At 48.9% G+C, this 11,751-nt stretch carries 14 protein-coding genes and 2 pseudogenes; 2 read left to right on the top strand and 14 right to left on the bottom strand.

The genetic code is table 11. The features are described 5' to 3' along the window. From KQJ19_RS19415 to KQJ19_RS19400, 4 genes are all read right to left on the bottom strand, one after another. Window positions 1–1,002: phage portal protein (locus tag KQJ19_RS19415; RefSeq protein WP_216404009.1), on the bottom strand; the 1,002-nt coding region annotated here is incomplete at its 3' end. An 8-nt stretch (window positions 1,003–1,010) separates the two neighbouring features. Then, window positions 1,011–1,226: a hypothetical protein gene (locus tag KQJ19_RS19410; protein ID WP_101701295.1), complete on the bottom strand. Its 216-nt coding sequence runs from the start codon at window positions 1,224–1,226 to the stop codon at window positions 1,011–1,013. After that, entirely contained in the window at window positions 1,223–3,340 is a 2,118-nt protein-coding gene (locus KQJ19_RS19405) for a phage terminase large subunit family protein (protein ID WP_216404008.1), read from the bottom strand. The genes KQJ19_RS19410 and KQJ19_RS19405 overlap by 4 nt, the downstream gene beginning before the upstream one ends. 3 nt (window positions 3,341–3,343) lie before the next feature. Then, entirely contained in the window at window positions 3,344–3,850 is a 507-nt protein-coding gene (locus KQJ19_RS19400; RefSeq protein ID WP_033816636.1) for a DUF1441 family protein, read from the bottom strand. Window positions 3,851–4,164: 314 nt separating this feature from the next. Here KQJ19_RS19400 and KQJ19_RS19395 point away from each other — a divergent pair, with 314 nt between their 5' ends. Then, a complete protein-coding gene (locus KQJ19_RS19395; RefSeq protein WP_216404007.1) occupies window positions 4,165–4,716 on the top strand; it encodes a cytochrome b in 552 nt (183 codons plus the stop codon). Between the two features lie 56 nt (window positions 4,717–4,772). On the opposite strand, the gene KQJ19_RS19390 is transcribed toward KQJ19_RS19395, so the two are convergent. The 4 genes from KQJ19_RS19390 to KQJ19_RS24240 all read right to left on the bottom strand — a co-directional run bounded on the left by KQJ19_RS19390 (window position 4,773) and on the right by KQJ19_RS24240 (window position 6,991). Continuing rightward, complete coding sequence (locus tag KQJ19_RS19390; RefSeq protein ID WP_216404006.1) at window positions 4,773–5,288, bottom strand: DUF2514 domain-containing protein; 516 nt, start codon at window positions 5,286–5,288, stop codon at window positions 4,773–4,775. Beyond that, complete coding sequence (locus KQJ19_RS19385) at window positions 5,285–5,833, bottom strand: lysozyme (protein ID WP_216404005.1); 549 nt, start codon at window positions 5,831–5,833, stop codon at window positions 5,285–5,287. Before KQJ19_RS19385 ends, KQJ19_RS19390 begins: the two co-directional genes overlap by 4 nt. Beyond that, a complete protein-coding gene (locus tag KQJ19_RS24245; RefSeq protein ID WP_016150433.1) occupies window positions 5,805–6,083 on the bottom strand; it encodes a phage holin in 279 nt (92 codons plus the stop codon). The genes KQJ19_RS19385 and KQJ19_RS24245 overlap by 29 nt, the downstream gene beginning before the upstream one ends. Window positions 6,084–6,799: 716 nt before the next feature. Continuing rightward, entirely contained in the window at window positions 6,800–6,991 is a 192-nt protein-coding gene (locus KQJ19_RS24240) for a hypothetical protein (RefSeq protein ID WP_131381239.1), read from the bottom strand. Window positions 6,992–7,130: 139 nt separating this feature from the next. Between KQJ19_RS24240 and KQJ19_RS19375 the strand changes: the two genes are divergently transcribed. Beyond that, window positions 7,131–7,505 carry a FlxA-like family protein gene (locus tag KQJ19_RS19375; RefSeq protein WP_165500189.1) on the top strand — a complete coding sequence of 125 codons (375 nt, stop codon included), beginning with the start codon at window positions 7,131–7,133 and terminating at the stop codon, window positions 7,503–7,505. Between the two features lie 317 nt (window positions 7,506–7,822). Here the strand turns inward: KQJ19_RS19375 and KQJ19_RS19370 are convergent, their stop codons facing one another. The 6 genes and pseudogenes from KQJ19_RS19370 to KQJ19_RS19345 all read right to left on the bottom strand — a co-directional run bounded on the left by KQJ19_RS19370 (window position 7,823) and on the right by KQJ19_RS19345 (window position 11,259). Then, on the bottom strand, window positions 7,823–8,422 hold the full coding sequence (locus tag KQJ19_RS19370; protein WP_216404004.1) for a hypothetical protein: 600 nt from the start codon (window positions 8,420–8,422) through the stop codon (window positions 7,823–7,825). Beyond that, window positions 8,419–8,777, bottom strand: a pseudogene (locus KQJ19_RS19365) (RusA family crossover junction endodeoxyribonuclease). Before KQJ19_RS19365 ends, KQJ19_RS19370 begins: the two are co-directional and overlap by 4 nt. Before the next feature lies 1 nt (window position 8,778). Then, window positions 8,779–10,263 (bottom strand): annotated as a pseudogene (gene dcm, locus KQJ19_RS19360) (DNA (cytosine-5-)-methyltransferase); the annotation flags it as partial. Beyond that, window positions 10,260–10,562 (bottom strand): Ref family recombination enhancement nuclease, encoded by a 303-nt coding sequence (locus tag KQJ19_RS19355; protein WP_216404002.1) that lies wholly within the window; start codon window positions 10,560–10,562, stop codon window positions 10,260–10,262. The pseudogene dcm and the gene KQJ19_RS19355, both read right to left, overlap by 4 nt. A gap of 148 nt (window positions 10,563–10,710) precedes the next feature. Next, window positions 10,711–10,890, bottom strand: coding sequence for a hypothetical protein (locus KQJ19_RS19350; RefSeq protein ID WP_016150018.1), 180 nt, complete (start codon window positions 10,888–10,890; stop codon window positions 10,711–10,713). 132 nt (window positions 10,891–11,022) lie between these two features. After that, entirely contained in the window at window positions 11,023–11,259 is a 237-nt protein-coding gene (locus KQJ19_RS19345) for a DinI-like family protein (RefSeq protein ID WP_216404001.1), read from the bottom strand. Between the last annotated feature and the right edge of the window lie 492 nt (window positions 11,260–11,751).

Here is an 11,751-nt window from a genome sequence, read left to right as displayed (position 1 = left end):
GTTCCTGAACTCATACAGATGAACATTCGGGCGATTCGACTCCACCATGCCCAGATCCTCGCCTGGCTTTAGCTCGTCATAAATCATCCCCGGCGCAATATCGTAATGCCGCTGTCCACCCGGTGTTGAAAACTCGGTTTCTGTATCAACAGACTGAGCATCCCCACGTTTGATATAGAAACCCAGCGCCGCCGCAATACGTGCCGCCACGCGCTCACTCTCTTCATAATCCTTAATATCGGAGAGCCGGGTGATCACGCCATGGATGAGGCTGATCCCCCTTAACTGGTGAAGCCGTTTACGCATAGCCAGGTGCAGCATGCTGTCAGCCGAAACAGTTTTTAAATCAGCATTGAGTCCGGCAAAACTGGCAGGATGGTTCTTATAAACTCTGTAGCCCGTCGGTCGCCCCCAGGCATTGACAATAATCCCCTGGCGGATCTGCTGCCCGGAGGTACTGTTCAGGTTAAACGGAACAAAATCCGCCTCCAGCAGTTCAAGAGAAAATGGTACCTGGGTTGAATGCTGCAACCCGGCTACATTTCCCCGCACCATCTGTGTAAACACTTCACCATCACGCAGTGCTGAACGTAACAAAAGCCGCTCTGCTTCCGGACGGGTAAACATCCCGGTCACTTCCGGACGAACCGACCATTCCGCCCAGAGCGCGGATAACTGACCAGCAAACTCAGAGTGAAGATTACCCTCAAGATCAAGCGGCTGCGGTTCAACGTGGATCCCGTGAGCACCGATAACCCGATCCTCCATCTTGTCAAAAAGACCAATCACCAGATCATGGTTTTCATCAAGCCAGCGGGCCTGCTCTCGTAATGAAGTACCGGCTGCAAATACAGCGGTGTCCGCTGACCGGGATTCACGTTTCCCCTTATGCAGACGAGTCGGATTTGCTGCCTCATAGGCTCTGAGTCTGAGTCGGTTTTGTGCGCGCGATGCCGCCCACCCGGGCGATATTGCGCCCAGTGCCTTTTCAAAAAATCCCATGATTTGCCTTACAGAAAGTTAGCGAGTTTGAACGAGCCATTGCGGTTTGAGACAGCGCGCCAGCGCCTTTCCCAGTATTCAAGCTCGTCACGCAGGGCTTTAGGGTCATGGTTGGTAATTGCCCGGCCATTAACCCCCGTGAATGACACGCTTTTACCGTCCAGGGAATCACGGTATGCCTGGCGTACTGTTATCAGCATCTGCTGAATTTCTGATTTCGTCACAGCCAGCCTCCGTTATCACTGACACCCAGCCAGCCACCAGAAAGCGGGCTGGACGGTTCAGTTACAGAAACAGAAGATGAACGTACAGGTACCGCTTTTTTCACAGCAATCTCCCTGGGGCGCTCCCCGTCAATGATGTTTGAATTACACTCCTGAGCGGCAGCCCATGCCGGGGGCTGTTCCCAGTCCCGGATTTTTTCATAACCACGCAGGACAGCGACGGCGTGGGCATAACAGAAAAGGTCAAAGGCTTCGTTATTGCCTTTTCCGGGCTTGCGCCATTTTCCGTCCGTGCCACGTTCTTCATAAGTCAGTTCTTCGTAGAACCACTCCCCCAGCCAGTCAGGAAAATGGATAAACCCGGCACCGGGGGTTTCACGTTCAAGGTTGTTACTGAGCTGATCTTTTAGCAGGTCCGTCTGCAACAGATATACCGGAACCTCACCACGCGCATCCGCCCGGCGGTCGCTTCGGCCTGTGTTGTCAGGGTGGGTTTTGGTAATGATTTTCTGGCGTCGGGTGCTGTCACCTTTTATCAGGTAAACCCGTTTACCCAGTCCGTCACGACGACACTGGCGCCAGAATTTATAGGCGTTATCCGTTACCCCATCTTCCCCGCCGCTGTCGACAGCCATTGCAAGAATGGGCATCCGTCGCGAAGGGTCTGACTGCAACGCATAAGTTTTTTCGAGAACATCTGTGATGAGCAGTTGCCAGTCTTCCGGATAGGATCCGGGATGCACCTGCTGCGCCTCACCATATTCATCACAACGCAGAGACTGACGGATGTTATAGCGGTCCACCAGCCAGCGTTCGCCGTTTTCACCGTACCCGATGATCTGGACGACAAAACGGCGCTTCTTCCCGCCCTGCACATCCACCGACGCCAGAAGAAAACGGACTTTCGGCGGCACAAGTCGCTTGCCATAGTCTTCTGCCCGCAGCATCAGCACGTCAGCACGTCGCTGCTCACTGGCTGCACGGGGAAGATAAGGCAGCCCCCAGTCAGTATTAATTACCGTTTTGAGCGTTTCTTCGCTGCCGGTGGCTTCATAGTCCTGTTCCGCCGTCAGTAATTTGTAAACCAGTTGCGCCCATGTCTGATATGCCGCCGCAGGTCCCTCCATCCAGAACGAGGCAATGCGCGAGCGTCGGGCTTCTCCGGTTATGTTGCCCTCACGGTCGATAGTCTGTCCCTCACGCAACCAGACACCCTTTCCGTTCAGTTCCCGCTTTCTGTCGGCGGTAATCATGCCGCTACAATGCGGACAATCAATATGCGCCGCTTCACTGGCTTTTACCGGGTCAGACGTTTCCCGGTAGCCTGTCATCGCCTCCATGGCCGGTTGAAAGTATTGCCCGCAATGTGGACATGGCCAGTACCAGCGACGGCGATCGCCGCGGTTATATAAAGAAAGGATCCCGGTCGTGGGAGGGGCTTCGTGAGGAGACTTTCTCCGCCACTTCGTATTGGTGATTTCCCTGCCCGGTGAGCTCTCGACCAGCGTCATCCCCGCCGACATAAAGGTGGTGGTACGTTTTGAAGCAAGCGAAAATCCGTCCCCTTCCCCGTCGATATCTTCCGGAAAGCGATCGTAATCCGTCAGCGCCACACACTTAAAATCTGAGGACGACATGATGTTGATAGACGGCCAGCCTATCTTCAGGTAGTTCCCGGCAAGGAAAGTCCGGTCATGCACGTTGTTGTCATTGCGTGAGGGACTAAGCCGGCATGCCACCTCCGGGCTGACACGAAATGTTCGGGCCAGACGTTTTTTGGAGTGTTCGCGCGCTTTCTCTTCCGTCATCTGAATGATGAGCATGTCAGACGGATCGCAGACAACGTTGTACACCACCCAGCCATCAATCAGACCAATGGTTTTACCCGTTCGGGCAGGGCCAACAAAAATGACAGCATCATATTCGCGTGATGCCAGGCAGTTCATCGGCTCCACAACATAAGGGGCAAGATTAGGATCCCACTCAACAGAGTTACCCACGCCGACCGGAACACGCATATATTTATGTACGGCTTCGGCTACAGGCATTCGGCGCGGTGCTCTGATGATCCCGGCAGTGTTTTTTCTTAGCTCCGCCGCCGTGGCCTGTCGCATGGCTTACTCCTCTTCTGGCGAACTGTCCTCCTGTTCCGGCGTATCTGCCTGCTCAACCTTCAGGGCTATCTGATCCCGCAGGTCATCAATGACTTTTTGCACCCGAACGACAGCTGCAGGCGTCATCGCACAATCACGTTCAAGAATATCCGGCAGCGTTTCCAGCACCTGAACGACGGCTTTTGCCATCGATGAAAATTCTCGGGTCACTGTCGATGCCGGGATTAACTCACCTGTTTCCTGCTGGAATTTAAGCCTCTCGCGTTCAGACTGAAACCATGCCTTACGATCCGGCGGTAACATCTTATCGATATCCACCAGCTCGGGTGCCGTGGTCCGGCCCAGCAGTTCCCGGAGAATATCGACAACAGAATAAAGCTTGAGACGAGAATTACTGCCAGGAGCAGGCTCAACGTTATTCAGCTTGCTGGAGATCGTCTGGCGATGAAGATCGGTCACTGCTGCCAGCTGATTGATGTTGAGGCGAAGGTTTTTCAGTTCGTTATCCATGATGATGAACAATATTTAACCATTTCGACATCGTGATTAATTTCACGACTGAAATATCAACAAGTTAAGGGAATGATGATGATGTCGATAAAATGCAAAAAACCAGCCGTTTTCCGCGTGTCCTCGCCCCCTCGGTGTTCAGAATCGCAAGGAGTACCTTTTGAAATAACAATTACTCTCATTTACATGACCAATAAATATATACCTGTCAGGATTTAGCTGAAAAAAATGAATCTTAATCTCTCAACGAAAATAAGGTTTTGTTAAGCTCCATGCTATATGGTCGATGGAACACATTGTTTGAGGAAAGAATAATGAACAGATTCTCAAAACTTCAGATTCGCTTACACTGGCTAACCCTGATATTAATAGCAATAACCTATGCAGCTATGGAACTTCGAGGCTGGTTTCCCAAAGGCAGCAACACCTATCTGCTCATGAAAGAAACACATTACAATGCCGGGGTATTTGTCTGGTTCTTGATGATAATGCGATTAATTATTAAGCATAGGTACCATGACCCAGCCATCACTCCAACCCCACCTGCGTGGCAAATGATGTCAGCAAAGATAATGCATATCATGCTCTACATTTCTTTTTTGGCACTACCGTTATTAGGTATCGCAACCATGGCTTATGGTGGAAAGGACTGGAGTTTCTTGGGTTTTAACATTGCCCCTTTCGTAACTCCGGACGGGGAAACAAAGTCAGTTATCAAAGATATTCACGAAACACTGGCAAATATCGGATATTTTTTAATCGCAGCTCATGCTGGTGCAGCCTTATTCCATCACTACATCCAGAAAGATAATACTCTTTTGAGAATGCTCCCTGCTTGTAACGAAAAAAATAGCCAGAAGCGTTAATATCTAACGTATTGGCAGTTGTACAGTGAACAACTGCCATAATACCTGTCCAGGTTTCATCTTTTAAATCCGTTGTTATTTGACTCTCTCACCGAGTCGTAAATTCGTTCACACGTCATTCCGGCGGCATAGCGTTCGTCAGCGATTCCAGCATAACGTTTAGCTTCTGCTGCAATATCTCCGAGCATGTTGGTGAGCATTCCGGCGACGGCGTCGGTTGTTTTGCTTCTGACGGCAGCGGCAAGATCTGCGGTGTGCTTTGCGGCATCCATGCGGGCGGCAAGCTTTGTTGCTTCTGTGCGCAGCTGGCTAACAGTGGCAGACAGGCCAGCAGCAGTTGCAGCAGATTTAGCGGCTTGTGCTTGTGCATCTTTTACAGCCTCATCGCGGGCAATTATTCGCCCTTGTTCAATCATGCGGGCTGCGGTCTGCGCGTTCGCTGTTTGCGATGATTCAGCGCTGTCACGTTCCGCCCACTTTTTTTCCCAACCGCGGTTACACCATATATTTCCAGCAATGAATGCAACGGCCACCAGCAGCAAAATGGCAATAAACTGATAGCGCAGACTCACTGGTCTATCCCCCAGCACGTCAACGCGCTTTCCTGGTCTCGTCGCTCTACCTGACCATAGCAACCATTTTTCTGGCCTTTAGTCAGGCGACAATCGCGTCCCCCATCTTTAATCCACCAGCGAATCGCTTCACAGGCTCCTTTACGGTCGCCAGCATTAATTCGCATAAAGAACGTAGACGGGAAACATTTTCCGGGGCCGATGTTGTAGGGACAAAATGACGCAATGCCTGCTTTCTGCGGTTCGGTCAGTGGTACTTTGATATTTCGGTCAACCCACGCCAGCGCCTTATCGCGTTCTATGGCGTTTACCCTGGCGCATTTCTCAGCTGACAGCTTCATACCCTGCACTACCGGCTTGCCATCAACCATCGTGACGCCACGGCAAATCGTCCAGAGTCCGCCGCCGTCGCGATACGCCGTCAGAGTATTACCCTCTTTCTCATCCAGAAACTGATCGAGAATAACGGGCGCGGATGCCCCGGCAAGAATTAACCCAACGACCGCTGCGCTCAGTTTACTCTTCAGCTTTTGTGGCATAGCCATTGCGACGATCCTCCCGTTCTTTCCAGCGGAAATACCAGTTCACTGCACAGGTAATAACGGTGCATGCGATACCGACAATAATCGCCCAGTCGCTCAGGCTTAACCCTGCAATTCTGTCGGCCAACATCCAGGACACCTCTTTTGCTGTTTTAGCTGTTTCGGCATATGCCTTCGCTGATACACCGCAGCCGGCAAGCGTTGTCCCTGATCCATATGAAAGTCTGCTGTAAATGGTGCTCATTCTTGTCATAGCCTCACCTCCGAATTTTCGGATGGCGCTGTGTGAGATTAAAGGGGGTCAGGCTGCACGGGCCGTGATTTATCAACAGAGCACGCAGCCAGTTTTACCCGTGAGCCTGAATGATTGGTCCCTGCATATAGCAGGGTTTAAAATTTCATTAGATAATGACATTCCGTAAACGGATAAATAACCATCACTTGCACGTGCGAAGTATGTTGCGTCTCACACTCTTTGAGATTTCAAAATGTAAAATTTGAAACTCCAGCCTACATTAAGAAAACATTAAGCTTTCACACACGAGAAACCTCAAAGTGTTCATCGTTAGTTATAAATGCCCCAAATGTGGGCACCTGACTGAACTGCCATCTGTTGATGTTATCTACAATTCACAAGATGTATGTCCTGTAGAATGTAAATAATGTGGAACAAAATTCAGAAAAGAAGATCTGTTACGTTTTACCAAGCATAAAGCAGAAAAACTGGTTAAAGAGGCTTTATCAAAGATGCAAAAACATATCTCAAATATACCAAATGAACCAATTATTACCGGTTTGCCCAGAAAGAAAAAAAAGGAACTGTAGTAAGTTCTGCATAGTTAGAATTGTGTATGTTTGAAAAGAGTCAGGCTTCACGGGCTGGATTTATCAACAAAGCACGTAGCGGATGATTCCCGTGAGCCTGAAATGAAAAAGGCCGTCATGCGGCAGCCTCTTAAGTACGGTTGTTTACATCGGTGAAGTGAGAGGACCTTCTAACACCTCTGCTTCACCGTTATGGCAGATATCATCGCCCCTGGTGAGATGCCAGACACCTGTGATTGTTTTTCCCGTTTCCAGATCATCAACAGTGTCATTCGTGTAATACGCTACCTGAACAACGCCAACATGCGGAATCCAGTAATACCTTCTTTCATAAATCCTCCGCGAGACTCAGAAGATAGTATAGAGCGGAACAAATAATGCTGTGGTGCAGAAAGCCGCAACTTAACTTTTGCTGATAAAGTAATTTCGAAAGATGACGATAATGGGTAATAAATGTAAGGCCAGAGGAGCCGCCATGAGCATGACAGTTAGCACTTTGGGTCAGGACATACTGCAAAGCACAGCAAAACAAGCACCTTCAAGTACAGGAAACTCTGTTTCACAACAAATTCAAAACCTGAAAAAACAAATTGGTGAGTTGACAAAAGAACTCAGCGCTATGGGTTCAAAAATAAATGAAGTAACCTCCGAAGAGGAGGCAAAGCTGCTTAAAGAGCAGATGGAGATGATTCAAAGGCAAATCGAGTCTATATACGCCAAAATTGCTCAATTACAAAAACAAGAAGCAGAAAAAAACCAAATGGCATCGGTAGCATTACCTTCAGTAAGTGACAAATCAGGTTCGAACGCTGCAGGGAATAATACTAAAAATATTGATGTCTACGTTTAGCAGTGACCCCCTATCATTTTTCCTCTGAGTTAGAAACGAAAAAGGATTGCGAGAACTTGTTTTCGAGTTAACGATTTCAGATCGGCGATATGACAGGGGTACTGGTGCTATGCACCTCGCGAATACCCCTGTCGTATCGCCGGAAACCAAAAACCCCGCTGTGGCGGGGTTCTCGTTATGTTCAAATTGTTCGCTTTTTGTCACTGCCATAGTGGCGCAGCTCTGCCAAGCATGAATGAATTATCTGATTTTCTGGCCCGTTTTCAACACCATTATCAAAAAATAGCATCAATAGCTAAAAAATGATTTCAGTGAGTCTATTCAGATAACAGTTTGCGTGCTTCCAAAAAGACCTTTGCTCTGAATATTTCTAGGCACCAGCGCACGCGCTTTCTCGCCTCCCCATCAGTTAACCATGGCGCAATCGCCTGCAACTCCCGGGTTATGTCTGAGATTTTTTTTCGGGTGGTGTAATACTGAAGACCGACCACATAAACCGGATCATTAATATCCAGCGCCTGCAGTACGCATTGCTCAACAAAATCGACATCATCATTATGCAGGGCTTCATCAATCACACTAGCGGATGACTGCGGCCAGAGAATGCTATGTGCCCTGTTCATTGCCTGCTGTCCACGGAATCCCTCTTCTCTCGCCTGATTTAACGCTGCGGTAAAGCGCTCCAGTGCCTTATCTGACCAGTTCCGTCCTTTAATCACATTCCAGCACGCATGACCTCGCGGCATACGGGGTGCAGTTTTTCCTCCCACACCTTCGCCCCATGTAGTGAGCAGGGATTTAATCCATCCGGACTGAATCCCCGTCAGGAGGATACATTTACCCAGCCAGCTTTTACGCGGCGCAGCTGCTGCTTTTTCAAATGCTGACTGCTTTAGTCTGCGTTGGCGTGGCGTCATACTTTTAGCTCCTCAATAATTATTCTCCCGGTTTCTCCCCATGATTTTGATACCCGTACATCCCATATGTGAGCATCATTTTCGTAAATGGCGTCCATCAGGGCTTTCATCATGTTGTCAAAATCTGGCTTAGCCTGGTGAGGTTTACCGTTGAACTCAGCCCGTTTTTTTTGCTCCAGCTCGCTGGCATCGGAAGAATGAAGGTGACATGCGAACCGCTTTCCGGCAGCTCAACACACTGCAGACGAACTTCATCCCAGAAAGCCCGGTAACACAGAACCTCGGGGCGCTTTTTCCATTTGTCAGCGCGCGTCATTCTGGGCTTACCGACGGGTGTCATTGGATATTCAGGCATCAAGAGCCTCCTTGATTCTTTTACCGATCCAGCGCATAACCGGTACAGCCATACTGTTGCCGATCGCTTTGTAGCGCGGACCATCTTTCGCCAGTCGGTAGGCTTCTTCTGCAGTTATTTTTGGGTTGTGATGGCGCACGTAAGCATATTCATCAGCAGTGATCTGCTTACGCTTATCACGGGGGATTAAAGTGTGGTTATCGGGGAAGCCTTGCAGACGCTCGCACTCAACTGGTGTCAGGCGACGAACGGCCATGTCTTTCATTACTGAAGGGGATAAATTCGATCCGCTACTGGCGGCGGTCAGAGTTGGGGATTGTTCTTCTGCCCAGCCAATGCCACCCGCTTTTGCGCCTTGACCAGCCTTGAAGGCATAAGCAACCGCATTTTCCTGCCCGTGATTTCGTCCCAGCGTATGAGCAAAATTAATGTTTGTGTCTGGGTCTTGTGTGCCGTGAATGGCATAGGTATCCAAATCTTCAGCCATGCTGTCATTTGATTTGGCAAGCAACGTTCTACTGACGTCTGAATAAGTCACAGTGAGATCGGTTGCATCTTTATGGTCGCGCGCTTTAACAGTGGATGCGGTTTCATCATTAACATAATCACCAAATGCCCGCATGCGAAAGACACCAACGATTCCACCTCCGCGTTGGCTGAATAATTCCTGGTTGCTTTGACCTATGCCTCCGATGTTGTGTGACTGGTTGAGGGTTGGATGTGGATTATATTCCCCATCCCAGTGGCTACCGTTAGCAATGCGACGCCCAGTATTTGCGGTAATGCCCTTCCCCGCTTTTCGGCACGGCGGAGTATCCCGGCGCATGCCTTCGGACTCAAAAAGTATTTTTGCGGGATCGATATCCCCTCGAGCACTTGCGATAACAAACACACGGCGGCGTCGTTGGGCCACTCCGAAAAATTGAGCGTCGAGCACTCGCCAGCAGACAGCCCTTTCTGGTCCCAGCACATAACCAGCGTTTGTCCATTTTTTCCCTGGTGATTCCAGTTCACAGCTTTCACCGGCAAGCCCTGCAAGAAAACATCCGAAAGCGTTATCTCTGCTGCTGAATACTCCGGGTACGTTTTCCCAGACGACAATGACGGGAGGTTTTCCCTGTTCTCTTCGTTTTTCATCTATTGCGTTTACCAGTTCAACAAAGGCGAGAGTTAATTGACCGCGGGAATCAGTCAGACCAATACGCAGACCAGCGATGCTGAATGCCTGGCACGGTGTGCCACCTACCAGAACATCTGGTGCCTGGATTTCTCCGCGCCATATTGCTGCAGCGATTTTTGTCATATCACCGAGGTTTTTTACGTGCGGCCAGCGATACGCAAGAACAGCAGATGGAAAATCTGGACCGTTTTTATAATTGTGTTCCGGATCGAACTGGGAAAACCATGACGGTCGCCAACCTAAAACTTCCCACGCAATGCTCGCTGCCTCAATACCGCTACACACGGAACCGTAAATGATGGTCATGCAGAATCCCCCAGCTCATAAAGAACCTGCACCAGCAACTCTGTTTCAGTACCGAAATTGTTTTCCCAGGACTGGCGGCCAGCATGAATGGCTATGCCATGTCCGCCCTGGCGATGATGGATTGAGCAAAGAGTAATAACCTTGAAATTGTCAGCGCGCTGGCCAACTCCCTGACCAGTTCGGATGTGATGTATCTCTGCTGGTGTTTCACCCAGTTTCAGGTTTTTGCAGACAATACAGCCCAGCCCGGCAACGCGGGAAAGGTGGAGTTTTTCAGATTTATTTTTTGATCTGCTCATGCTGCACCACCAGCATGAACAAAGACACCGCTCACGAAGAAACGGTGTGATTGGGATATTTCAACTTTATGCGCCATCGCTATTTTCCGGTTGGCGCAGTGTTACTCAGTGGGCTGTTCAGACCCGTGTTTGAGTATAACCTAACTTATCAGACATCTGAAACAGGAAGGCCGGCTTTCTTTCTTGCTTCTTCCAGAGCACGCAACGACGTCACAAATTCATCTTTGCGCAGCGCGAATCCCCTTTCTGCCCTGCCCTTTACTATATAAATCAGAACCGGGCCAGTGTGCTCCGGCAGTCCGGGAATTAAATCATCCGGAATTTGCATGAGATGCCCCTTGCAGTGATATCCACACCGTTAAGCCAACGGAAATTGCTTCTTAGCAGTAGCGCGGTGCGTAACGAGAAATTTAGCGATCAGGCGTAACAAATGGCGGCCAAGGCCACCTACGAGGGGTGATCAGTTAAAAAACCATTCATCCGCACTTTCCCACGTTTCCTGCAGGATTTCTTCAATACGTTTTTTATCGCTCTTTTCGCCTCCGATGACACTTAATCCATCAGAACCGGTTCGACGTATCGTTAATTTACAGTCTGAATAGTCCTGGCTGATTTGACGCAAAAGTTCCTTTTCAAGCGCTGGCGCAGCTCCTTTCGGAAGCTCCTTAGTGCGATCAATTGTAATTTCAACCTTCATGATTCCCTCCGCTTCGATATACTGTACATTTATACAGTATACCTATCGAACCTCATATTCAAGTGGTTAGTAGCACTTTTCGCCAAAGCTATACCGTTGTATACGCTGAGTTTTTCCGAATATTCGGAGTTTACTAAATCAGTTATACAGGGTCAGAAAGGAACGAAAACCCGTCCAGACCTTGATTTATATGGCTACCTCAGAGCCTGAACAGGGTTGGGTTTAGTCATGCCATATGGAGAATCATTCAGGTGAGTGAATCTCTCCAGCTACATTGCAAATTGTAAGAATGCAGGTTATCGATAAAGTGCGCACACGTTATTAGATATGTGTTTATTAAAACGCTAAAAGTAAACAGTGTTTTCATCCATATACTTCAATGTTGAAATAATACTGTCCGCACGACATCTTTTATTGAGTGGGAAATTTTTGAAAACAAGACCATTTGTAAAATAAATGTCACATTGTTTCGTCTCAGTATCTATATAAACC

The organism is Citrobacter sp. S46_ASV_140 (assembly GCF_018919545.1).
Classification (GTDB): Bacteria; Pseudomonadota; Gammaproteobacteria; order Enterobacterales; family Enterobacteriaceae; genus Citrobacter; species Citrobacter braakii.
This window is presented reverse-complemented; position numbering and strand designations above follow the sequence as displayed.

Bases quoted from the DNA above. Each gene is read 5' to 3' on its own strand.
- KQJ19_RS19345 (WP_216404001.1), bottom strand. From the start codon at position 11,259: ATGAAGGTTGAAATTACAATTGATCGCACTAAGGAGCTTCCGAAAGGA.
- KQJ19_RS24245 (WP_016150433.1), bottom strand. From the start codon at position 6,083: ATGACAAGAATGAGCACCATTTACAGCAGACTTTCATATGGATCAGGG.
- KQJ19_RS19370 (WP_216404004.1), bottom strand. From the start codon at position 8,422: ATGACGCCACGCCAACGCAGACTAAAGCAGTCAGCATTTGAAAAAGCA.
- KQJ19_RS19375 (WP_165500189.1), top strand. From the start codon at position 7,131: ATGAGCATGACAGTTAGCACTTTGGGTCAGGACATACTGCAAAGCACA.
- KQJ19_RS19400 (WP_033816636.1), bottom strand. From the start codon at position 3,850: ATGGATAACGAACTGAAAAACCTTCGCCTCAACATCAATCAGCTGGCA.
- KQJ19_RS19395 (WP_216404007.1), top strand. From the start codon at position 4,165: ATGAACAGATTCTCAAAACTTCAGATTCGCTTACACTGGCTAACCCTG.
- KQJ19_RS19405 (WP_216404008.1), bottom strand. From the start codon at position 3,340: ATGCGACAGGCCACGGCGGCGGAGCTAAGAAAAAACACTGCCGGGATC.
- KQJ19_RS19355 (WP_216404002.1), bottom strand. From the start codon at position 10,562: ATGAGCAGATCAAAAAATAAATCTGAAAAACTCCACCTTTCCCGCGTT.
- KQJ19_RS19385 (WP_216404005.1), bottom strand. From the start codon at position 5,833: ATGGCTATGCCACAAAAGCTGAAGAGTAAACTGAGCGCAGCGGTCGTT.
- KQJ19_RS19350 (WP_016150018.1), bottom strand. From the start codon at position 10,890: ATGCAAATTCCGGATGATTTAATTCCCGGACTGCCGGAGCACACTGGC.